A 23009-nucleotide genomic window follows, 5' to 3' on the forward strand; every position below is an offset into this window, starting at 1 on the left:
CATGGCACGTTCATTAAAAAAAGGACCTTATGTTCACTATAAATTAGAGAAAAAAGTTCAAGAAAATATAGAGAAAGATAATAAAGCTGTAATTAAGACTTGGTCTAGAGCTTCAATGATTACTCCAGATTTTGTTGGTCAAACTATTGCAGTGCATAATGGTCGTCAATTTGTACCTGTTTACGTAACAGAAAACATGGTAGGGCATAAATTAGGGGAATTTTCGCCAACTAGATCTTTTAGAGGTCATGCTGGTGCAAAAAATAAAGGTAAAAAATAATAAGAAGCTATGGGAGTTCGTAAAAGAGAAAGAGCAGAGCAGATTAAAGAGGCAAAGTCACAAGTGGCTTTTGCTAAATTAAATAACTGCCCTACTTCACCAAGAAAAATGCGTATTGTAGCAGATTTAGTTAGAGGTCAGAAAGTAGAATTAGCTCTTAATATATTAAGATTTAATAGTAAAGAAGCTTCAAGAAAATTAGAGAAGTTATTGTTATCTGCAATAAATAATTTTGAGCAGAAAAATACTGAAACTAGTGTAGAAGAAGCAGGCTTATTTGTTAAAGAGATCAGAGTGGATGGTGGAATGATGTTGAAAAGATTACGTCCAGCACCACAGGGTCGTGCACACAGAATTAGAAAACGCTCAAATCACGTAACAATCGTGTTGGGTTCAAACAATAACACACAAAGCAATTAATAAACAGTATGGGACAAAAGACAAATCCAATCGGAAATAGACTTGGTATCATCAGAGGATGGGACTCAAACTGGTATGGAGGAAATGATTATGGTGATAAGATCGCTGAAGATTTTAAAATCAGAAAATATATCCATGCGCGTTTATCAAAAGCGAGTGTATCTAAAGTAATTATAGAAAGAACTTTAAAACTTGTAACCGTTACTATCACTACTGCTAGACCTGGTATCATAATCGGAAAAGGTGGTCAAGAGGTAGACAAGTTAAAAGAAGAGCTTAAAAAAATTACAGACAAGGAAATTCAAATCAATATTTTTGAAATTAAACGTCCTGAGTTAGATGCTTATTTAGTAGCTAACAGCATTGCTCGTCAAATTGAAAGCAGAATTTCTTATAGAAGAGCTATCAAAATGGCGATTGCGGCTGCAATGAGAATGAATGCTGAAGGGATTAAAGTTTTAATTTCTGGTCGTTTAAACGGAGCTGAAATGGCACGTTCTGAAGGATTTAAAGATGGTCGAATTCCTTTGTCAACTTTCAGAGCTGATATTGATTATGCATTAGCTGAAGCTCATACTACTTATGGTAGAATGGGGATCAAAGTATGGATAATGAAAGGAGAGGTTTACGGGAAAAGAGATCTTTCTCCGTTAGTAGGTATGGATAAACAAAAATCTAAATCTGCAGGATCTACTGGAAAAGGTAAGCCAAACGGTAATTCACGCAAAAGAAAGTAATTTTAAACTAAAGAAAAATGTTACAGCCTAAAAGAACAAAATACCGCAAGGTACAGAAAGGTAAAATGAAAGGTGTTTCTCAAAGAGGACACGAACTTTCTAATGGAATGTTTGGAATTAAATCTTTAGATTCAACCTTTATTACTTCTCGTCAAATTGAAGCTGCACGTATTGCTGCAACTCGTTTTATGAAAAGAGAGGGTCAATTATGGATTAAAATTTTCCCAGATAAGCCAATTACTAAGAAACCTCTTGAAGTACGTATGGGTAAAGGTAAAGGTGCAGTTGAATATTGGGCTGCAGTTGTGAAACCTGGAAGAATTATGTTTGAAGTTGGAGGAGTTCCTCTATCAGTTGCAAAAGAGGCGCTGCGTCTTGCTGCTCAAAAACTTCCAGTTAAAACTAAGTTTGTCGTTGCTAGAGATTTCGAAGCATAATCAAAAATTATTATGAAACAATCAGAGATAAATAATCTATCTGCAGCTGAGTTACAACAAAGACTTAGTGAATTAAAGAGAAGATACAGTGAGCTAAAAACTGCTCATACTATTTCTCCTATTGAAAATCCTCTTCAAATTAGAACTATTAGAAGAGAAGTTGCTAGAGTGGCAACTGAAATAACTAAAAGAGAGTTACAATAATTGTATTCTGCTGAAAGATGGAAAAAAGAAATTTAAGAAAAGAAAGAGTTGGTGTAGTTACTAGCAACAAAATGGAGAAATCTATTGTTGTTTCTGAAACTAGAAAAGTAAAACACCCTTTATACGGTAAGTTCGTGTTAAAAACAAAAAAATATGTTGCACACGACGAAACGAATGACTGTAACATTGGAGATACAGTAAGGATCATGGAAACAAGACCTTTAAGTAAATCTAAATGTTGGAGATTAGTTGAAATCATTGAAAGAGCTAAGTAAACCATGGTACAACAAGAATCAAGATTAAAAGTAGCAGATAACACGGGAGCTAAAGAAGTTTTAACTATTCGTGTTTTAGGAGGAACGAAACGTCGTTATGCCTCTGTAGGAGATAAGATTGTAGTTTCAATTAAAGATGCAACTCCTAACGGAAACGTAAAAAAAGGAGCTGTATCGACTGCAGTTGTTGTACGTACTAAAAAAGAAGTGAGAAGAGCTGATGGATCTTACATCCGTTTTGACGATAACGCATGTGTGTTGTTAAACGCTGCAGGAGAAATGAGAGGAACTCGTGTTTTTGGTCCAGTTGCAAGAGAACTTCGTGAAAAACAATTCATGAAAATTGTATCATTAGCACCAGAGGTGCTTTAATTCTAAAAATGATGGCAAAGCTAAAAATTAAATCAGGAGACGTAGTAAAAGTAATTGCTGGTGACCACAAAGGTTCAGAAGGTACTGTGTTACGAGTTATCCGTGACAAAAATAAAGCGGTAGTTGAAGGAGTGAACATGGTTTCTAAACACACAAAGCCAAGTGCAAAAAACCCTCAAGGTGGTATCGTTAAGAAAGAAGCTCCTATTCATATTTCTAATTTATCTTTAATTGATCCGAAATCAAAATCAGTTACTAAGGTAGGTTTTAAAGTTGAAGGAGATAAGAAAGTAAGAGTTTCAAAAAAATCTAATCAAGTATTATAGTAATGGCTTATATACCTAGATTAAAAGAAGAATATAAGAGTAGAATAATTGCTGCTCTTAGAGAAGAGTTCGGTTACAAAAATGTAATGCAAGTTCCTAAACTTGAGAAAATTGTTGTAAGCCGTGGAGTTGGTGCTGCAGTATCTGATAAAAAATTAGTAGACTATGCAGTAGAAGAAATAACAAAAATCACTGGTCAAAAAGCAGTGGCTACAATTTCTAAAAAGGATGTCGCGTCTTTTAAATTAAGAAAAGGTATGCCGATTGGTGCTAAAGTAACTTTACGTGGCGAAAGAATGTATGAGTTTTTAGATAGACTAATTACTTCTTCATTACCTCGTGTAAGAGATTTTGGTGGTATTAAATCAACTGGATTTGACGGTAGAGGTAATTATAACTTAGGGGTTTTAGAACAAATCATTTTCCCAGAAATTGATATTGATAAAGTAAATAAAATTGCTGGTTTTGATATTACGTTTGTAACTTCTGCTAATACAGATAAAGAAGCAAAATCATTATTGTCAGAACTAGGTTTACCTTTTAAAAAGAATTAAGACATGGCAAAAGAATCAATGAAAGCCCGTGAGGCGAAAAGAGAAGCTTTAGTAGCTAAATATGCTGAAAAAAGAAAAGCTTTAAAAGAAGCTGGAGATTACGAGGCATTACAAAAATTACCAAAGAATGCTTCTCCTGTTCGTTTACACAATCGTTGTAAGTTAACTGGAAGACCAAGAGGTTATATGCGTCAATTTGGAATTTCTCGTGTAACTTTCCGTGAAATGGCAAATCAAGGATTAATTCCAGGTGTTAAAAAAGCATCTTGGTAATATCGCAATTTTTTTATACTTTTGCAATCCAAAAAATAATTTTAATTGGTTACAGGTTCATTTGGTGAGTACCTTATGAAAACCGTAACCGCAAATTTATACATATGTATACAGATCCAATTGCAGATTTTCTTACAAGAATTAGAAATGCTGTTAGAGCGAATCACAAGATTGTTGAAATTCCAGCTTCTAACTTGAAAAAAGAAATCACAAAAATTTTATTCGATCAAGGGTATATCTTAAGTTACAAATTTGATGATAGTTCTGTTCAAGGAACAATCAAAATTGCACTTAAGTATGATAAAGAAACGAAAGAGTCTGTTATCAAAGATATCCAAAGAATTAGTAAACCAGGTTTACGTAAATATGCTGGCTCTACTAAATTACCTAGAATTTTAAACGGTTTAGGAGTTGCAATAGTTTCAACTTCAAAAGGTGTTATGACTGGTAAACAAGCTAAACAGCTTAATGTTGGTGGAGAAGTAATTTGTTACGTATATTAATATTAAAGACGAAGGAATGTCAAGAATAGGTAAAAATCCAGTTGCAATTCCAGCAGGAGTAACCGTAGAGGTAAAAGATGCTGTAATTACAGTTAAAGGAAAATTAGGCGAGCTTTCTCAGGAATTTTCTGATGTTACAGTAAAAGTTGAAGATAACCAGGTTATCGTAGAGCGTTCATCAGATCAAAAGAATGAGAGAGCGAAACATGGACTTTATCGTGCTCTTATCAATAATATGATTGTAGGGGTTTCAGAAGGGTTTACTAAACAATTAGAGCTTGTAGGAGTAGGGTACAGAGCATCAAATCAAGGACAAAGACTTGATTTAGCGGTAGGGTTTTCTCATAACATTGTTATGGAAATTGTTCCTGAAGTTACAGTTGAAACCATCTCTGAAAAAGGTAAAAATCCAATAGTAAAATTATCATCATTTGACAAACAATTATTAGGCCAAGTATCTGCTAAAATCAGAGCTTTCCGTAAACCAGAACCTTATAAAGGAAAAGGTATTAAGTTTGTAGGTGAAGTATTAAGAAGAAAAGCAGGTAAATCAGCTTAAAAATTAAGACTATGTCATTAACAAAAACTGAAAGAAGACAAAGAATAAAATTCAGAATTAGAAAAGTTGTAAGCGGAACTGCTTCTCAACCTAGACTTTCTGTATTTAGATCTAATAAAGAAATCTATGCTCAAATCATAGATGATGTTAACGGTGTTACACTAGTTGCTGCTTCTTCTCGTGATAAAGAAGTAACTAAAGGTACAAATGTTGAAACTGCAAATGCAGTTGGGAAATTAGTAGCTGAAAGAGCTCTTAAAGCTGGAATAAATACTATCACTTTTGATAGAGGTGGATATTTATATCATGGTCGTGTTAAATCATTAGCAGAAGGAGCTAGAGAAGCTGGACTTAAATTCTAAGAAATTATGTATCAAAAATATAAAAACGTAGAACTAGTAAAACCAAGTGGTCTTGAATTAAAAGATCGTTTGGTTAGTGTAAACCGTGTAACAAAAGTTACTAAAGGAGGTAGAGCATTTGGGTTTTCAGCTATTGTTGTAGTTGGCGATGAAAATGGTGTTGTTGGTCACGGATTAGGTAAATCTAAAGATGTTTCTGAGGCTATTGCTAAAGCAGTAGAAGATGCAAAGAAAAATTTAGTTAGAATACCTTTGAACAGTGCAACTGTGCCTCATGAACAAAAAGGGAAATTTGGTGGAGCTAGAGTATTTTTAATGCCTGCTTCTCATGGTACTGGAGTTATTGCTGGTGGTGCTGTGCGTGCGGTATTAGAGTCTGTAGGAGTGCATGATGTATTGTCGAAATCTCAAGGTTCTTCAAACCCTCATAACGTTGTTAAAGCTACTTTTGATGCTTTATTACAAATGAGAAGTGCTTTAACTGTTGCTAAACAAAGAGGTATTTCTTTAGAAAAAGTATTTAAAAGTTAAAAATTCAAGGAAAAATGGCAAAAATTTTAGTAAAACAAGTTAAAAGCAAAATCAATTGTCCTGAAACTCAAAAAAGAACTTTATTGTCTTTAGGGTTAAGAAAATTAGGACAAGTTGTTGAGCATGACGCAAGTCCTGCAGTCCTTGGAATGGTAAATAAAGTTAAACACTTAGTTTCTGTAGAAGAAACTAAATAATAATATTCGTTATGAATTTAAGTAACTTACAACCAGCTGAAGGTTCAGTTCACAACCAAAATAAAAGAGTAGGTAGAGGAGAAGGTTCTGGTAAAGGCGGAACAGCCGCTAGAGGACATAAAGGAGCAAAATCTCGTTCTGGATATTCTAAGAAAATTGGTTTTGAAGGTGGTCAAATGCCACTTCAGAGACGTGTGCCTAAGTTTGGATTTAAAAATATTAATAGAGTTGAATATCAAGGTATCAATCTGGATACTATTCAATCTTTAGTGGATAATGGTATTGTTACTGATACTTTAGATTTATCAGTAATGATTGATAGTCGTTTGGCTACAAAAAATAGCTTAGTAAAGATTTTAGGTAGAGGTGAGCTAAAAGCTAAACTTAAAGTAAGTGCTCACAAATTTACTGCTACTGCAAAAGCGGCTATTGAAGCTGCTGGTGGAGAAGCTGTAACTTTATAATCCTTTTAGTAAAATGAAGAAATTTATAGATTCTTTAGTCAATGCTTGGAAAATAGAAGAGTTAAAAAATAGAATTTTATTAACTTTAGGAATGTTATTAGTGTACCGTTTTGGTGCTCAGGTAACACTTCCTGGTATTGATGCTACTAAATTAGGAAATCTTACTAATCAAACTGATCAAGGTATTGGATGGTTAATCAATGTATTTACAGGGGGCGCGTTTTCGCAGGCCTCTGTATTTGCATTAGGTATCATGCCATATATTTCGGCATCTATTGTGGTTCAGTTAATGGGTATTGCAATACCTTATTTGCAAAAATTACAAAAGGATGGTGAAAGTGGAAGAAAAAAAATCAACCAAATTACAAGATGGCTTACTATCTTGATAACTTTAGTTCAAGGTCCAGGGTATATTTATAATTTATATAAAACTTTACCAGCGGATGCTTTTCTATTAGGATTTACATCTTTTTCTTTCCTTTTTTCATCAGTATTAATCCTTGTTACAGGTACAATTTTTGCTATGTGGCTTGGAGAGAAAATTACTGATAAAGGTATTGGAAATGGTATTTCTTTGTTAATTATGGTTGGTATTATTGCAAGAATGCCTCAGGCTTTTATTCAAGAAATTAGTTCTAGAACAATACAAGCAAATGGGGGTATTATGATGATTGTTCTTGAAATAGTGTTGTGGTTTATAATTATTATAGCTTGTATATTACTTGTTATGGCTGTAAGAAAAATTCCAGTTCAATACGCAAGAAGAACTGTTTCTGGAGATTTTGAACAAGATATGATGGGATCTAGACAGTTTATACCTTTAAAGTTAAACGCTTCTGGAGTTATGCCTATTATATTTGCGCAAGCTATCATGTTTATACCTGCTGCTGTATCAGGATTATCGCAATCTGATACTGCTCAATCATTAGCTGGTATGTTTAATAACCCATTTGGTTTAGTTTATAATATTGTATTTGCTTTGTTAATCGTTATTTTTACGTATTTTTACACCGCAATTACTGTTCCAACTAATAAAATGGCAGATGATTTAAAAAGAAGTGGTGGTTTTATACCAGGAATTAGACCTGGTGTAGAAACAGGCGACTACCTAGATAGGATAATGTCTTTAATTACTTTTCCTGGATCTTTATTTTTAGCTTTGATAGCTGTGTTCCCAGCTATAGTCGTAAGTTTGTTAAAGGTTCAAGGAGCTTGGGGATATTTCTATGGTGGTACTTCTTTGTTAATTATGGTAGGAGTTGCAATTGATACTATTCAACAAATAAATTCTTATTTATTGAATAAACACTATGATGGATTGATGAAAACAGGTAAAAATAGAAAAGCAGTAGCTTAAATTATTTTTTATGGCAAAACAATCAGCAATAGAACAAGACGGAACAATAGTTGAAGCATTATCTAATGCTATGTTTCGTGTAGAGTTAGAAAATGGACATGTTGTAATTGCTCATATTTCTGGTAAAATGCGTATGCATTATATAAAATTATTACCAGGAGATAAGGTAAAACTTGAAATGAGTCCTTACGATTTAACAAAAGCAAGAATTACATATAGATACTAAAGCTAGTAAAATGAAAGTAAGAGCATCAGTAAAAAAGAGAAGTGCCGAGTGCATTATAGTACGTAGAAAAGGAAGATTATACGTGATTAATAAAAAGAATCCTAGATTTAAACAAAGACAAGGATAATTATGGCAAGAATTGCAGGGGTTGATATACCTAAACAGAAAAGAGGAGTTATTGCTTTAACATACATATTTGGTATTGGCAGTAGCAGAGCTAAAGAAATTTTAGCTAAAGCTCAAGTAAGCGAAGATAAAAAAGTTCAAGATTGGAATGATGATGAGATCAGCGGTATTCGTGATGCTGTTTCATATTTCAAAATTGAAGGAGAATTGCGTTCAGAAATTCAATTAAACATCAAACGTTTAATGGATATTGGATGTCAAAGAGGAATTCGTCATAGAGCAGGACTTCCTTTAAGAGGTCAAAGAACTAAGAATAATTCTAGAACTAGAAAAGGTAAAAGAAAAACTGTTGCTAACAAGAAAAAAGCAACTAAATAATAAGTAAGTAATATGGCTAAGGCAACAACTAAAAAACGTAAAGTTATCGTTGAATCTACAGGAGAAGCACATATTAATGCTACTTTTAATAACATCATTATTTCTTTAACAAATAAGAAAGGTGAAGTGATTTCTTGGTCTTCAGCAGGAAAAATGGGCTTCAGAGGTTCGAAAAAGAACACTCCATATGCAGCTCAAATGGCAGCAGAAGATTGTACTAAAGTAGCACTAGAGGCTGGACTAAAAAAAGTAAAAGTTTACGTTAAAGGTCCTGGAAACGGAAGAGAATCTGCAATACGTTCAATTCACAATGGAGGAATTGAAGTTTCAGAGATTATTGATGTTACTCCAATGCCGCACAATGGATGTAGACCTCCAAAGAGAAGAAGAGTTTAATTATAAGTATAACCAAGATAGAATAACGATTATCGAAGGATTATTTTGACCTGAATTCATAATCACTATCTTAATTAATTTTTAAAATGGCAAGATATACTGGTCCAAAAACTAAAATTGCTCGTAAATTTGGCGAAGCAATATTCGGAGAAGACAAAGCCTTCGAAAAAAGAAACTACCCTCCAGGACAACACGGTTTGGCTAAGAAGAGAGGTAAAAAATCTGAATATGCTGTTCAGTTAATGGAGAAACAAAAGGCTAAATATACTTATGGTATTTTAGAGCGTCAATTCAGAAATTTATTTGAAAAAGCTTCTGCTGCATCAGGTGTAACTGGTGAAATTTTATTACAATTATGTGAGGCTCGTTTAGATAACGTAGTTTATAGAATGGGTATAGCTCCTTCTCGTAGAGCAGCTCGTCAAATTGTATCTCATAGACATATTACTGTAAATGGTGAAGTTGTTAATGTACCTTCTTACCATTTAAAAGCTGGTGATAAAGTAGCTGTACGTGAAAAATCTAAATCTCTTGAAGCTATTGATAGATCTTTATCTAATTCTTCTCAAGTATATGAGTGGATTACATGGAATAATGAAACTAAAGAAGGTACTTTTGTTTCTGTTCCTCAAAGACTTCAGATTCCAGAAAATATTAAAGAGCAACTAATCGTTGAGTTGTATAACAAATAAAAACTGACTTTAGTCGAAATATGGCATTATTTAATTTTCAAAAGCCCGATAAAGTTATCATGATCGATTCAACCGATTTTGAAGGTAAATTTGAATTTAGACCTTTAGAACCTGGTTATGGATTGACTGTTGGTAATGCATTAAGAAGAGTTTTACTTTCTTCTCTAGAAGGATATGCTATTACATCTGTTAGAATTGAAGGTGTTGAACATGAGTTCTCTACTATTTCAGGTGTTGTAGAAGATGTAACAGAAATTATCTTAAATTTAAAACAAGTTCGTTTTAAACGTCAAATAGAAGATGTAGATAATGAATCTGTTTCTATTTCTATCTCTGGAAAAGAACAAATAACTGCAGGTGATTTTCAGAAATTCATTTCAGGTTTTCAAGTTTTAAACCCTGATTTTGTAATTTGTAATTTAGATAGCAAAACGACTATCAATATGGAACTCTCTATTGAAAAAGGTAGAGGTTATGTTCCTGCTGAAGAAAACAAAAAAGCAAACGCACCTATTGGAACTATTTTTACAGACTCGATTTATACACCTGTAAAAAACGTTAAGTATAGTATCGAAAACTTTCGTGTTGAACAAAAAACAGATTACGAAAAATTAGTTTTTGAAATCATTACAGATGGTTCTATTAATCCAAAAGATGCATTAACTGAAGCAGCTAAAACGTTGATTCACCACTTTATGTTGTTTTCTGATGAGAGAATTACACTTGAGGCTGATGAAATTGCTCAAACTGAATCTTACGATGAAGAATCTTTACACATGAGACAGTTGTTAAAAACGAAACTCGTGGATATGGATTTATCAGTTAGAGCATTAAATTGTTTAAAAGCGGCTGAAGTTGATACACTTGGAGACTTAGTTTCTTTCAATAAAAATGACTTAATGAAATTCCGTAATTTTGGAAAGAAATCATTAACAGAACTAGATGAGTTAGTTGCTGCTAAAGGTTTAAACTTCGGAATGGATTTAGGTAAATATAAATTAGATAAAGAATAAATTACTTCATATTTTGCTCTCCAAGGTGGATTGTAGCAAGATGAAGGTTAAATAGCAAGGTCATGAGACACGGAAAAAAATTCAATCACTTAGGCAGACAAAAAGGACATAGAACTGCTATGTTGGCAAATATGGCTTGTTCTTTAATAGAGCATAAGCGTATTAATACAACAGTTGCTAAAGCTAAAGCTTTAAAACAATTTGTTGAACCTTTAGTTACAAAGTCAAAAGAAGATACTACGCACAACAGACGTATTGTGTTTTCTTATTTAAGAAATAAATATGCAGTAACTGAATTATTTAGAGAAGTTTCAGCAAAAGTTGCAGATCGTCCAGGAGGTTATACACGTATCATTAAAATGGGAAATCGTTTAGGTGATAATGCTGATATGGCTATGATCGAACTTGTAGATTTCAATGAATTATACAAAGGTGGTAAAAAAGAAGAGAAAAAAGCAACTACACGTCGTAGTAGAGCTAAAAAAACAGAAGCTAAACCAGCTACTGAAGCTCCTGCTGCTGAAACTTCTGAAAACACTGAAGCTACTGAATAATCATGAAGAAATGATGAAAAACATAAAAAGGATAAGCTATTATAGTTTATCCTTTTTTTATATCTTTTTATTAAATCATTATTTTGCACTAAATTTGCACAAACAACACACAAATGAAATATAATAATAGACCACAGGCTATCTTGCTACTTAAGGATGGTACAGTTTTTTATGGAAAATCAATAGGTATTGAAGGCACCACTTTTGGTGAAGTTGCTTTTAATACGGGAACAACAGGTTATCAAGAAATTTTTACAGATCCTTCTTATTTTGGGCAAATCATGGTTACTACAAATGCTCATATTGGAAATTATGGTGTAAATGCCGATGAAGTTGAATCTAATGGCGTGAAAATTTCAGGATTAGTTTGTAAAAATTTTAGTTTTAATTATTCTAGAGATAATGCATCAGAAAGTTTGTATGATTACTTAGAAAAGCAAAATTTAATTGTAATTTCTGATGTTGATACTAGGGCTTTAGTAAGTTATATCAGAGAAAATGGAGCCATGAATGCCATTATTTCTACAGACGGAACTTCAATAGATTTATTGAGAGAAAAATTGAAGAAAGCTCCTGAAATGAATGGTCTTGAATTAGCATCGAAGGTTTCTACAAAAGAGCCTTATTTTTTTGGGAACAAAGATTCTAAATATAAAATTGCAGCTTTAGATTTAGGTATCAAAACCAATATCCTTAGAAACTTAGCAAACAGAGATTGTTATATAAAAGTATTTCCTTATAATGCTAGTTTTGAAGATTTAAAATCTTTTGAGCCAGATGGTTATTTTTTATCTAATGGACCAGGTGATCCAGAACCATTGCATAACGCTCAAAACGTTGCAAAAGAAATCTTACATGCAAATAAACCATTATTTGGAATATGTTTAGGACATCAAGTAATTGCTTTAGCAAATGGTATTTCAACATATAAAATGTTTAATGGTCACAGAGGAATTAACCATCCAGTAAAAAACTTAATTACGGGGAAAGGTGAAATTACTTCTCAAAATCATGGTTTTGCCGTAGTTAAAGAAGAGTTGGAAAATCACCCAGAGCTTGAATTAACCCATGAACATTTAAATGATGGTACTGTTGCAGGTATGAAAATGAAAAATAAGAATTGTTTTTCAGTACAATATCACCCAGAAGCTAGCCCAGGACCGCACGATTCGTCTTACTTGTTTGACCAATTTATTGAAAATATAAAATCTTCAATCAACTAAAACGTTATCGTTTATAAGTTTTTTGAATTTGACAAATTTATTACGTTTTAAGTTATAAATTTGTTATTATTCGTAAAAAATACTAACTAAAAATATATAAAATGAGCATAATTATAAAAGTTCACGCAAGACAAATTTTAGATTCTAGAGGAAATCCAACGGTTGAAGTAGATGTTGTTACTGAGAATGGAATTTTAGGTAGAGCAGCCGTTCCAAGTGGTGCTTCTACAGGTGAGCATGAAGCTGTGGAATTGCGTGATGGTGGTAAAGCTTTTATGGGTAAAGGGGTTCTAAAAGCTGTTGAAAATGTAAATACAACAATAGCTGCTGAAATTGTTGGGATGTCTGTATTTGAGCAAAACGCAATAGATAAAACCATGATTGAATTAGATGGAACTCCAAATAAATCAAAATTAGGCGCTAATGCTATTCTTGGTGTGTCTTTAGCTGTTGCTAAAGCAGCTGCAAATGAATTAGGATTGCCATTATATAGATATGTAGGTGGTGTTTCTGGAAACACATTACCAGTACCAATGATGAACATTATCAATGGGGGGTCTCATTCTGATGCTCCTATAGCATTTCAAGAGTTTATGATTATGCCTGTCAAAGCAACATCTTTTACACATGCTATGCAAATGGGAACAGAAATTTTTCACAACCTTAAAAAAGTGTTGCATGATAGAAACTTATCAACTGCTGTAGGAGATGAGGGTGGTTTTGCACCTAACTTAGCAGGTGGAACAGAAGACGCTTTAGATTCTATTAAGCTAGCAGTTACTAACGCTGGATATGTTTTTGGTGAAGATATTAAAATAGCTTTAGATTGTGCTTCTGCTGAATTTTATGTAAACGGTAACTATGATTATTCTAAATTTGAAGGACCTACTGGAAAAGTAAGAACTTCTGCCGAACAAGTTGATTACCTAGCTGAATTAGTAGCGAAATATCCAATTGTTTCTATCGAAGATGGTATGGATGAGAATGATTGGGATGGTTGGAAATTACTAACAGAAAAAGTTGGAGATAAAGTACAATTAGTTGGTGATGATTTATTTGTAACCAATGTCGAAAGATTGTCAAAAGGAATTTCAAAAGGAATTGCTAACTCTATTTTGATTAAAGTAAACCAAATTGGTACACTTTCTGAAACAATAGCTGCTGTAAACATGGCTCATAATGCAGGTTATACTTCAGTAATGTCTCATCGTTCAGGCGAAACAGAAGATAATACAATTGCAGATTTAGCAGTAGCTTTAAACTGTGGACAAATTAAAACTGGTTCAGCTTCACGTTCTGATCGTATGGCAAAATACAATCAGTTATTAAGAATTGAAGAAGAATTAAATGATGTAGCTTATTTCCCTGGTGAAAAGGCATTCAAACAAAATTAAATAATTTATATATTCATAAGAAGAAACCCTGTCCTATAGACAGGGTTTTTTTGTGAAAATTCTAAGTCAAAGTATCTAAATTCTAATTTAACTACACTTTTTGCAATCTAAACGCTACATTTGAATTTCGATAGTTTACTTAATGATGAGAAAAATAATTATACTTCTTTTTTTATTCAATAGCTTACTTTACGCTCAAGATGTGGTTATAGATAGCTTGAAAAATAATTTAAAAGACGCTAAAAACGATATTGAAAAGGTGCAAAGCCTAAACGCTATTGCTAATCAATATAAATATTCTAATCCTGATGAGATGCTTAAGTATGCTAATGAAGCATTACAATTAGCTCAAAAGATAAAATATAAAGTAGAAGAAGGAAATGCGTTACTCAATATCGGTACTTCTAGTATTATAAAAGGGGAATATGATAATGCTTCTCATTTTTTTATCCAAGCAAAAGAACTTTTTGAAGAGGAACAACAATCTAATATTTCGAATGAGGTAAAATTAGGGTTAGCCAAAACCTATGGAAGTCTTGGGATTGTGTTTTCTGAACAAAGTAATTATTCGAAAGCAATTCAATATTATTTAAAATCGGTAAAAATTTATGAAGCACTGCAAGAAGAAGTATTTTGCGGCAAATTATACAATAATATTGGTGTGGTTTATAAATCGCAACATTCTGAATTTAAAGCGTTGGAATATTTTTTGAAAGCCAGTACTATACAGATTAAACATGAAGATCCTAATTCAGGAATTACCTATACTAATATTGCTAATATTTATTTAAGCCAAAAGCAGTATGATAAAGCTTTAGAGTATTATAGTCTTGCTAAAGTAAGTCTCGATAAATATCCCAATTATAGAGCTTTAGGGGAGTGGTATAATAATATGGGATTGTATTATAATGCAAAACAACTAAAAGAAGAGGCCTTTGAAAACTGGCAACAAGCTATTCATGCTTTTCAATCTATTAATGATAAATTTGGGTTAACAGATACCTATCTATTTTTAGGAGAATATTTCTTAGAAAATGAAGAATTAGACAAAGCTATTATTAACGTGAATAGAGCTTTAAGCTTGTCTAAAGAAATAGAAGTTTTGGAACAACAAAGTGTAGCTGAAAAATTATTGAGTATTATTTATGAGAAAGGAAATAATACTTCCTTGGCATTAAATCATTTTAAGCAATATACTATTCTAAGTGATAGTTTAGTTAATGAAGCAAATATTAGAAAATCTGTAGAAGCTGCAATGAATTATGAATTTGAAAAAAAAGAGTTGTTTCAAAAAGAGGAAAATGAAAAAAGAGAGTTGCTGCTAAAAGAACAAGCCAAACAGTTTAAATTAAAATTATTTTATGTAGGTTTAATTGTTCTTTTATTATTTGGAATTGTCTTTTTGATATATAATCGAATGCAATTAAAGAAAACGCTAACACTACAAAAAGAATTAGCAGAATATGAACAAAAAGCATTGCATTTACAGATGAATCCACATTTTGTCTTTAATTGCTTAGGTTCTATTTCTAGTTTTATTGTTCAAAATGGGACAGATTCAGCCATAAAATATTTGTCTAAGTTTTCTAAATTAATGCGTTTAACTTTGGAATATTCTAAAGAATCTTTAATACCAATAGACAAAGAAATCGAAAGTTTACAAAACTATTTAGAATTAGAGCAGTTGCGTTTCAATCATAAATTTAATTTTTCTATATCTAAAAGTAATGAAATAGAAGACGATGTTGCTTTGCCTCCTTTATTAATTCAACCTTTTATTGAGAATGCTATCATTCACGGTGTTATTCCAAAAAAAGAAGAAGGAATCATACAAATTAATTTTTCTATAAAGGAAGAAACTCTAATTTGCGTCATTTCTGATAATGGTGTTGGTATTAACAAATCTAAAGAAAATAAAGAAAATTTAGTTCTTGCACACAAATCTATGGCATTGGATATTATAAAGAAAAGATTAGAAATGATTGCATCTTCCACTCAAAAAAATGCTACCATGCAAGTAGAAGAAATTCTAATTAATGATCATGTTGAAGGAACAAAAGTGATCTTGTATTTGCCACTTCAATACATTCAATAATAATTAAAAATGTTTTGAAACTAAAATAATAATAAAATTAAAGTCCTATTGTATATGATTACAGCTGTACTGATAGATGATGACAAAAATCTGAGAGATGGAATGAAAGGATTGCTAGCTCGGTTTGCACCAAAAATTAAAATTATAGGTGAAGCAGATAGCTTGCAAAGTGGAATTAATGCTATTGATAAACTAAACCCACAAGTCGTTTTTTTGGATATTCAATTAAACGACGGAACGGGTTTTGATATCTTAGAACAATTAGCAAAAAAAAATGGAACCATTCAATCAAACATTGTTTTTATTACGGCTCATGAGCAATATGCAATTAAAGCTTTTCGTTTTAGCGCTTTAGATTTTTTATTAAAACCAGTAGATCCAGACGAATTGCTTAAAGTCGTGGAAAAAATCGAAAATGTATTAGAAAAAACAGATAGCTATGCACATATTGATTTATTACTTGAAAATATTCGTAAAAAAGTTGATAATTTTAAAAGAATAGCACTCTCTACTTCTGATGGAATTCATTTGTTTGAGATAAATGATATTATTCGTTGCGAAAGTGAAGATAATTATACTAAGTTTTTTATTAAAAATAGCAAACCAGTACTTATATCTAAAACCCTCAAAGAGTATGAAGAACTTTTAACAGAACATGGTTTTGAAAGAATACATCAATCACATCTTATTAATTTGGCTTATTTGAAATCTTATATTAAGAAAGATGGGGGGTATGTAATTATGGCTGATAATAGTAATCTTCCTATTTCACAACGAAAAAAAGAACGATTACAAGAAATTTTAAAAACAATTTAGCAAATTCTAATTAAAAACTACTGTATACTCAATTATTAAATATAGTCCAAAACCAATCCAGTAAATTTATATAAAAATATTCAGGTCATGAAAAACATTACATTCTTATTGCTGTTATTTACAATATCATCCTTTGCACAACCGCCAATTAATCAGCCAACTAATTATACACTTTGCGAATACAATAACTCTAATTATGCGTTGTTTGATCTTACATCAAAAAACACTGAAATTTTAGGTGCATTAGATCCTAGTTTATATGCCGTAAGTTATTATGAAAATTCAAATGATGCTCAAAATGGCATAAACGCAATATCAAACCCTACGCAATATGTAGCTATTAATGTGTATCAATCTGTAACCGTAAGAGTGGTTGAAAATGCTAATCCAACCAATTTTGCAATAACCTATTTACAATTGGTTACCTATTATGCGCCTACAATTATGCAATCGCCAAACATGACTGTATTTGAGTCTCCATTGGATTATATAGCTAATTTCGATTTAACACAACAAATATCGCATCTAATAGGAAATCAGATTAATTTAGAGGTAACTTTTCATGAATCTGAAAATGATGCAAACAATGATTTGAATCCAATTGCTAATCCTACTTCTTATACAAATACATCAAGTCCACAAACCCTTTATGCAAGAATCGAAAGTTTAGATACGGGATGTGCTGTAGTCGCAAATTTTGATCTAATAGTAGATGAAGAAGGTATTGTTAATATTCCAGATGCTAATTTGAAAGCAAAATTACTTTCTGCTAGCTCTGCTAATAATATAGCTTCTAATGTAAATCCGCTTAGTACAGATACGTGGAATATATTTACAGCAATTGATACTAATAATGATGGAGAAATTCAACTATCTGAAGCTCAAGAAATAGTTCACTTAAATATTATGGGTTCAATTGGTGCTAATGGTGGAATACAAAGCCTACAAGGTTTGGAAGCATTTTATAATTTAGGTTTTTTTAATTGTAACTACAATCAGTTAACATCTGTTGATGTAAGTATATTTCCTAATTTAAATCAGTTTTATAGTACTAACGGGATTTTGTCTAGTATCAATTTGTCAAATTGTAATAATTTACAGTCTCTGGATATTTCATATAATCAATTAACTTCTGTAGATCTTAGCCAATGTCCTAATTTGTCAAATCTTTCGGTTAGAAATAATTCTTTAACAACTTTGGACTTAAGTAATAATGATGCTATTACATCTATTATAGCTTTTACAAATAACTTAACTAGTTTCTCGCTTCAGAATAAAAATTTCATGCGAACTTTACTAATTGGTTTTAATCAATTAACCAGCTTAGAATTAGTTAACTTGCCAATAATGTATAGGCTTCAAGCTCAAAACAATAATTTAACAGAAATAGATTTATCTACAATTGCTTATCAAATTGAGCCAAATAATCTGCCAGCAGCAAATATTTTAGATATCTATCTTAATAATAATGTGAATTTGAATGTTATAAATCTTAAGAATGGTTTTGCAAATTCAAATGTTGAATTGGGATCAGATAATGTGTCTAATATGCAACAATATATTTGTATAGATACTAGCGATAATTATACTTATTTTACCACAACTGATACTCCAGTGGTAAATACATACTGTTCTTTCGATCCAGGAGGAGATTATAATACAATCGCTGGTGTCGTACAATATGATGTAGACGCTAACGGTTGTGATATTACTGATCCAGTAGCACCTTATATAGGCTTTGAGGTAGTTAGAGACGGTGTTACAACAAATTCATCTGTTTTTTCAAATACAATTGGAAATTATAGTTTATTTACCAGTTATGCAGGTGTTTATTCTTTAAACCCAAATTTTGAAAATCCTTCCATATTTACAGTAACGCCATCTCCTCTCGAATTTAATATACCAATAATAGATAATACTGTAATTACTCAAGACATTTGTATTGCAGCTAATGGTGTTTTTCCAGATGTAGAAGTAGTTATTGCTCCTATCGTTCCTGCCAGACCGGGTTTTGATGCTACCTATCAGATTGTATATAAGAATAAAGGAAATCAAACAGTGTCAGGTGATGTAACGTTTACCTATGACGATAGTGTTTTAGATTTAATTAATACAAGTGTATTACCTGATGTAGCAACTATAGGTCAGTTAACATTTAATTATACTAATTTGCAACCTTTTGAAAATAAAAGTATATATGTCACTTTTAACGTAAATGGTCCTACTGAAAGTCCGGCTGTAAATATAGGAGATAATTTATATTTCACAGCCGTTATTAATCCAGTTGTAGGTGATGGAATTGTAGCGGATAATTCTTTCGATTTCAATCAAACAGTAGTGGGTTCTTATGATCCGAATGATATTACCTGTATTGAAGGTGATGTGGTTTCACCATCTGCTATTGGTGATTATTTACATTACGTTATTAATTTTGAAAACACGGGTAACGCACCTGCTGAGAATATAGTGGTAAAAACGGTTATAAATCCTTCAGATTATGATATTAGGACTATACAATTGTTAAATGCTTCTCATAATGTAAATGTAAGAATTGATGGCGATATAATTGAGTTTATTTTCCAAGCCATTTATTTAGACACTGGAGGACATGGAAATATTCTTTTAAAACTAAAAACAGTGGAAAGTTTAATAGTTACTGATATTGTAACGAATAAGGCAGATATTTATTTTGATTATAATGCACCTATAGTAACTAATGATGCCAATACCACTTTTCAAACACTTAGTTCTTCCATAATAAATAAAGATAATACACTTGGAGTGTATCCAAATCCAACGAGCAATGTGATTAATTTAAAAGCAAATACACAGATAATGGGTGTGGATGTTTTCGATGCACAGGGAAGAATTGTTATGAAAAAAATCGCAAATACTGCACAACTTAGTGTAGATGTGTCTCATTTTCAAAATGGAATTTACTTCTTAAAAGTAAAAACCGAGCAAGGTGAGAAAGTAGAAAAAATTATTAAAGAGTAATTCTATAATTGTTTTGTTAAGTTTGATACTCCCATTTCTCAACAGAAATGGGAGTTTTTATTTTCTGTAATTACAAAATGAAAATGTTAAAAACATGAATTAAATTAATTATTTATTTCATTTTTGTTTAAATTTTATTCATTTTAGTTAAGTTTGCAAAAAAAAAATTAAAAGCTAATAGTTGAAGCTCTATAGTTTAGTGTTTTAAATATAGGATTAATTTTTTTGAAAAGGAATGTTCTTTTAATCGGATGCTATGTCAGACTTTAAATAAGAGTAATAAATATTTTTAGGTTCTGAAGTAAAATTAAAATAGCTCTTTTTTTAATCTTTTATGAAAGACTTTTTTTAGGTTTAATTTAAATAATAAATAAAAATGAAAAAAAAATACTTTTTTTTACTGATTTTTCTTGGAATTTATTCCTCACTACAAGCTCAAGTTACAATACCTATTTATAATGATGTTCTTTTTTATGATGGTTATGCAGGTCTTGTTAATGATGTGACACCACTACCTTCTGGTGTAATACGATTGAGAAATGATTTGTTTACAAAAAAATTAACTCCAAATGTTATTTCACAAATAGGAAATACATTAACATTAGATATATCAATATCAGCTTCCTGTGATAATTATGATAGAATAGGAAATATAAATTTGGCTTTAGTTCCAAAAAACGCTACATCTTATGTGCCTGAATCGGTTGCTAGAATTGAATTAGGAAGAATTATTACTCCATTTATGAATAAAAATGTACCTCCTAATATAGTTCCTTATACGTTTTCTGTCGATAATGTTACAAAGATATTAAAAGATTCTTCTTTAAATTCGCAGTATGATTTTTGGATAGAATTTGAATTGTTCGGTGTGCCATATGCGGCAAATACTCAAATAGCAGGTTGTTCTGGTAGAAACGATGTTTTTTTTGGAACATTAAATTTTATAACAAATGTTGATACTGCTACTACAAACGATACATTTTTATTGCCTTTAAATTTCAAGAATTATCTAAATAATTATCAAGTAGGGGCTTCAGATGCAATTGGAACAACCGTTAGGACTATTAACTTTACTCTTTCTTCTGCTGTTGAGAATGCTACTTTTTATTTTATTACCTCTAATCATGGGTCTAATACAGGAGGAGAAGAATACAATAGAAGATTACACCAAATATCTTTTGATATTTCAATACCCTCTTTAACATATACGCCTGGAGAATCTACTTGTGAACCTTATAGGGTTTACAATACGCAAAGTAATGGAATATATGGGGCATCTCCAAGAACTCCAGCACAATGGCAATCGTTTAGTAATTGGTGTCCAGGAGCGAAAATTCCCATAAGAACACTTAGCGTAGGTAATTTAAGTGCAGGAAATCATTTTTTTAAAATAGCTGTTCCCACTGCTCAATTCGTAAATCAAGAAGGGTATTTTCCTATTTCTGTTTATTTACAAGGTGAAAGTACTTTGTTAAGTACTGAGGATTTTAATATTACAACTATAGATATTTATCCAAACCCAACAACTAATTTTATTAATGTAAAAAGCAGTATTGTTGTTACGTCTGTTGAATTGTTAGATTTAGAAGGTAGAGTTCTAACTTCACAAATTGTTAACGGTTACGATTGTAAATATGATTTGTCAACGATGGCAAAAGGCATTTATTTTTTGAAGGTTAACGCCGATCAAAATAGTCAAATAGAGAAAATAATTAAAAACTAATTTTAATTTATTGATTCTTAAATTTTTTAGGGTTCTTTATTTTCAAAGAGTTCTTATAGCTTAGGATATTCTCTGTTAGAAGATTTTGCTATAGAATTATAACGATATATTATTATTAATTCCTTTAAAATTCAATTGGAATTCGTTAAATTCGCAGAATACTTTACAAATTTTCAAAAAAACACATAATATAATATGTCGAAAACTGCAATATTAGAGATCGATGGCAAAAAGTATGAGTTTCCTGTTATAGTCGGAACTGAAAATGAGGTTGCTATCGATATAGAGAAGTTGCGCGGTGCAACTGGTGCTATTACGTTAGATCCAGGTTATAAAAATTCTGGTTCTTGCAAAAGTGAAATTACTTTTTTAGATGGTGAAGAAGGAATTTTACGATACAGAGGGTATTCAATCGAAGATTTAGCGGATAAGGCCGATTTTCTTGAAGTAGCTTACCTTTTAATTTTTGGTGAATTACCAAACACAGCTCAATTAGAAAAATTTGAGAACGATATTAGAAAACACACTTTGGTAAACGAGGAGATGAAATCTATTTTAGAAGGTTTCCCTAAAACTGCTCATCCAATGGGTGTTTTATCATCACTTACAAGTGCCTTAACAGCATTCAACCCCAAATCGGTTAATGTTGAAAACGAAAAAGAAATGTATGATGCAATTTGCAAAACTATGGGTAAATTCTTAGTTATTGCAACTTGGACATACAGAAGAAGAATGGGATTCCCTTTAAATTATTATGATAATACAAAAGGATATGTAGAAAATTTTATGCGTTTAATGTTTGAAATTCCTACAGAACCATATAAAATGGACAAAAGGATTGTGGATGCATTAGATAAATTATTTATTCTTCATGCAGATCACGAGCAAAACTGTTCTACATCTACAGTAAGAATTGTAGGTTCTTCACATGCTGGTTTATTTGCTTCAATTTCTGCGGGTGTTTCTGCTTTATGGGGACCATTACATGGAGGTGCAAATCAAGCAGTGCTTGAAATGTTAGAAGAAATTAATAATAATGGCGGAGACGTTGCAAAATATGTTTTAAAAGCAAAAGATAAAGATGATCCGTTCCGTTTAATGGGATTTGGTCATAGAGTTTATAAAAACTTCGATCCAAGAGCAACTATTATTAAAAAAGCTGCAGACGATGTTTTGGATGCTTTAGGTGTAGATGATCCATTGTTAGATATTGCAAAACAATTAGAAAAAGTGGCCTTAGAAGATGAGTATTTCAAATCAAGAAATTTATATCCTAATGTAGATTTCTATTCTGGAATTATTTACCGTGCTATGGGAATACCAGTTGAAATGTTTACTGTATTGTTTGCCATAGGTCGTTTACCAGGTTGGATTGCACAATGGAAAGAAATGAGATTAAATAAAGAGCCTATCGGTCGTCCTAGACAAGTATACACAGGAAGTCCTTCAAGAGCTTTTAAAGAAATCAATCAAAGATAATACTACAAAAAAATCCGAGCAACGCTCGGATTTTTTTATTATAAAA

General features: G+C 31.6%; 31 protein-coding genes. All 31 read left to right on the forward strand.

The genetic code is table 11. The annotated features are described in order from the left end of the window. Position 1 precedes the first annotated feature (1 nt). The 31 genes from rpsS (at position 2) to CX675_RS05790 (ending at position 22963) form a co-directional block, all read left to right on the forward strand. Complete coding sequence (gene rpsS / locus CX675_RS05640) at positions 2-280, forward strand: 30S ribosomal protein S19 (protein ID WP_045968430.1); 279 nt, start codon at positions 2-4, stop codon at positions 278-280. A gap of 9 nt (positions 281-289) precedes the next feature. Beyond that, positions 290-700 (forward strand): 50S ribosomal protein L22, encoded by a 411-nt coding sequence (gene rplV, locus CX675_RS05645; protein WP_130734244.1) that lies wholly within the window; start codon positions 290-292, stop codon positions 698-700. An 8-nt stretch (positions 701-708) separates the two neighbouring features. After that, entirely contained in the window at positions 709-1437 is a 729-nt protein-coding gene (gene rpsC / locus CX675_RS05650) for a 30S ribosomal protein S3 (protein WP_130734245.1), read from the forward strand. A 17-nt stretch (positions 1438-1454) separates the two neighbouring features. Then, on the forward strand, positions 1455-1874 hold the full coding sequence (rplP, locus tag CX675_RS05655) for a 50S ribosomal protein L16 (protein WP_045968424.1): 420 nt from the start codon (positions 1455-1457) through the stop codon (positions 1872-1874). A gap of 12 nt (positions 1875-1886) precedes the next feature. Beyond that, entirely contained in the window at positions 1887-2078 is a 192-nt protein-coding gene (rpmC, locus tag CX675_RS05660; protein WP_130734246.1) for a 50S ribosomal protein L29, read from the forward strand. Between the two features lie 17 nt (positions 2079-2095). Next, positions 2096-2353: a 30S ribosomal protein S17 gene (gene rpsQ, locus CX675_RS05665; protein WP_109568503.1), complete on the forward strand. Its 258-nt coding sequence runs from the start codon at positions 2096-2098 to the stop codon at positions 2351-2353. Positions 2354-2356: 3 nt separating this feature from the next. Continuing rightward, a complete protein-coding gene (rplN, locus tag CX675_RS05670; protein ID WP_007803649.1) occupies positions 2357-2725 on the forward strand; it encodes a 50S ribosomal protein L14 in 369 nt (122 codons plus the stop codon). Between the two features lie 11 nt (positions 2726-2736). Beyond that, positions 2737-3051 carry a 50S ribosomal protein L24 gene (rplX, locus tag CX675_RS05675; protein ID WP_130734413.1) on the forward strand — a complete coding sequence of 105 codons (315 nt, stop codon included), beginning with the start codon at positions 2737-2739 and terminating at the stop codon, positions 3049-3051. Between the two features lie 2 nt (positions 3052-3053). Then, positions 3054-3605 (forward strand): 50S ribosomal protein L5, encoded by a 552-nt coding sequence (gene rplE / locus CX675_RS05680; RefSeq protein ID WP_130734247.1) that lies wholly within the window; start codon positions 3054-3056, stop codon positions 3603-3605. 3 nt (positions 3606-3608) lie between these two features. Continuing rightward, positions 3609-3878: a 30S ribosomal protein S14 gene (gene rpsN / locus CX675_RS05685; protein ID WP_130734248.1), complete on the forward strand. Its 270-nt coding sequence runs from the start codon at positions 3609-3611 to the stop codon at positions 3876-3878. Between the two features lie 104 nt (positions 3879-3982). After that, a complete protein-coding gene (gene rpsH, locus CX675_RS05690; RefSeq protein ID WP_130734249.1) occupies positions 3983-4381 on the forward strand; it encodes a 30S ribosomal protein S8 in 399 nt (132 codons plus the stop codon). 16 nt (positions 4382-4397) lie between these two features. Continuing rightward, a complete protein-coding gene (gene rplF, locus CX675_RS05695) occupies positions 4398-4940 on the forward strand; it encodes a 50S ribosomal protein L6 (RefSeq protein ID WP_130734250.1) in 543 nt (180 codons plus the stop codon). An 11-nt stretch (positions 4941-4951) separates the two neighbouring features. Continuing rightward, complete coding sequence (gene rplR, locus CX675_RS05700; RefSeq protein ID WP_130734251.1) at positions 4952-5302, forward strand: 50S ribosomal protein L18; 351 nt, start codon at positions 4952-4954, stop codon at positions 5300-5302. 6 nt (positions 5303-5308) lie between these two features. Then, a complete protein-coding gene (gene rpsE / locus CX675_RS05705; RefSeq protein ID WP_130734252.1) occupies positions 5309-5833 on the forward strand; it encodes a 30S ribosomal protein S5 in 525 nt (174 codons plus the stop codon). A gap of 14 nt (positions 5834-5847) precedes the next feature. After that, positions 5848-6030, forward strand: a complete 183-nt coding sequence (gene rpmD, locus CX675_RS05710) for a 50S ribosomal protein L30 (RefSeq protein WP_130734253.1) — start codon at positions 5848-5850, stop codon at positions 6028-6030. An 11-nt stretch (positions 6031-6041) separates the two neighbouring features. After that, entirely contained in the window at positions 6042-6494 is a 453-nt protein-coding gene (gene rplO, locus CX675_RS05715; RefSeq protein WP_130734254.1) for a 50S ribosomal protein L15, read from the forward strand. Between the two features lie 13 nt (positions 6495-6507). After that, positions 6508-7851: a preprotein translocase subunit SecY gene (gene secY / locus CX675_RS05720; protein WP_130734255.1), complete on the forward strand. Its 1344-nt coding sequence runs from the start codon at positions 6508-6510 to the stop codon at positions 7849-7851. 10 nt (positions 7852-7861) lie between these two features. After that, complete coding sequence (infA, locus tag CX675_RS05725) at positions 7862-8077, forward strand: translation initiation factor IF-1 (protein WP_045968400.1); 216 nt, start codon at positions 7862-7864, stop codon at positions 8075-8077. A gap of 10 nt (positions 8078-8087) precedes the next feature. Beyond that, a complete protein-coding gene (gene ykgO, locus CX675_RS05730) occupies positions 8088-8204 on the forward strand; it encodes a type B 50S ribosomal protein L36 (RefSeq protein WP_002987490.1) in 117 nt (38 codons plus the stop codon). 2 nt (positions 8205-8206) lie between these two features. Continuing rightward, positions 8207-8581 carry a 30S ribosomal protein S13 gene (rpsM, locus tag CX675_RS05735; RefSeq protein ID WP_045968397.1) on the forward strand — a complete coding sequence of 125 codons (375 nt, stop codon included), beginning with the start codon at positions 8207-8209 and terminating at the stop codon, positions 8579-8581. A 12-nt stretch (positions 8582-8593) separates the two neighbouring features. Further along, a complete protein-coding gene (rpsK, locus tag CX675_RS05740) occupies positions 8594-8977 on the forward strand; it encodes a 30S ribosomal protein S11 (RefSeq protein ID WP_130734256.1) in 384 nt (127 codons plus the stop codon). A gap of 86 nt (positions 8978-9063) precedes the next feature. Then, entirely contained in the window at positions 9064-9669 is a 606-nt protein-coding gene (gene rpsD / locus CX675_RS05745; protein WP_130734257.1) for a 30S ribosomal protein S4, read from the forward strand. 20 nt (positions 9670-9689) lie between these two features. After that, entirely contained in the window at positions 9690-10682 is a 993-nt protein-coding gene (locus tag CX675_RS05750; RefSeq protein WP_130734258.1) for a DNA-directed RNA polymerase subunit alpha, read from the forward strand. A 62-nt stretch (positions 10683-10744) separates the two neighbouring features. Beyond that, the gene (gene rplQ / locus CX675_RS05755) at positions 10745-11236 is read left to right on the forward strand and encodes a 50S ribosomal protein L17 (RefSeq protein WP_130734259.1); all 492 of its coding nucleotides are present in this window, start codon (positions 10745-10747) and stop codon (positions 11234-11236) included. A 113-nt stretch (positions 11237-11349) separates the two neighbouring features. Continuing rightward, entirely contained in the window at positions 11350-12459 is a 1110-nt protein-coding gene (gene carA, locus CX675_RS05760; RefSeq protein ID WP_130734260.1) for a glutamine-hydrolyzing carbamoyl-phosphate synthase small subunit, read from the forward strand. A gap of 101 nt (positions 12460-12560) precedes the next feature. After that, on the forward strand, positions 12561-13853 hold the full coding sequence (eno, locus tag CX675_RS05765) for a phosphopyruvate hydratase (protein WP_130734261.1): 1293 nt from the start codon (positions 12561-12563) through the stop codon (positions 13851-13853). 145 nt (positions 13854-13998) lie between these two features. After that, complete coding sequence (locus CX675_RS05770; RefSeq protein ID WP_165395980.1) at positions 13999-15948, forward strand: tetratricopeptide repeat protein; 1950 nt, start codon at positions 13999-14001, stop codon at positions 15946-15948. Positions 15949-16002: 54 nt separating this feature from the next. Continuing rightward, positions 16003-16764: a LytTR family DNA-binding domain-containing protein gene (locus CX675_RS05775; protein WP_130734263.1), complete on the forward strand. Its 762-nt coding sequence runs from the start codon at positions 16003-16005 to the stop codon at positions 16762-16764. An 87-nt stretch (positions 16765-16851) separates the two neighbouring features. Then, positions 16852-19761: a T9SS type A sorting domain-containing protein gene (locus CX675_RS05780; protein WP_130734264.1), complete on the forward strand. Its 2910-nt coding sequence runs from the start codon at positions 16852-16854 to the stop codon at positions 19759-19761. 376 nt (positions 19762-20137) lie between these two features. Next, complete coding sequence (locus CX675_RS05785) at positions 20138-21484, forward strand: peptide-N-glycosidase F-related protein (RefSeq protein WP_130734265.1); 1347 nt, start codon at positions 20138-20140, stop codon at positions 21482-21484. Between the two features lie 195 nt (positions 21485-21679). Then, positions 21680-22963, forward strand: coding sequence for a citrate synthase (locus CX675_RS05790; RefSeq protein WP_130734266.1), 1284 nt, complete (start codon positions 21680-21682; stop codon positions 22961-22963). Positions 22964-23009 lie beyond the last annotated feature (46 nt).

It is taken from the genome of Flavobacterium sp. J27 (genome assembly GCF_004303025.1).
Taxonomy (GTDB): domain Bacteria; phylum Bacteroidota; class Bacteroidia; order Flavobacteriales; family Flavobacteriaceae; genus Flavobacterium.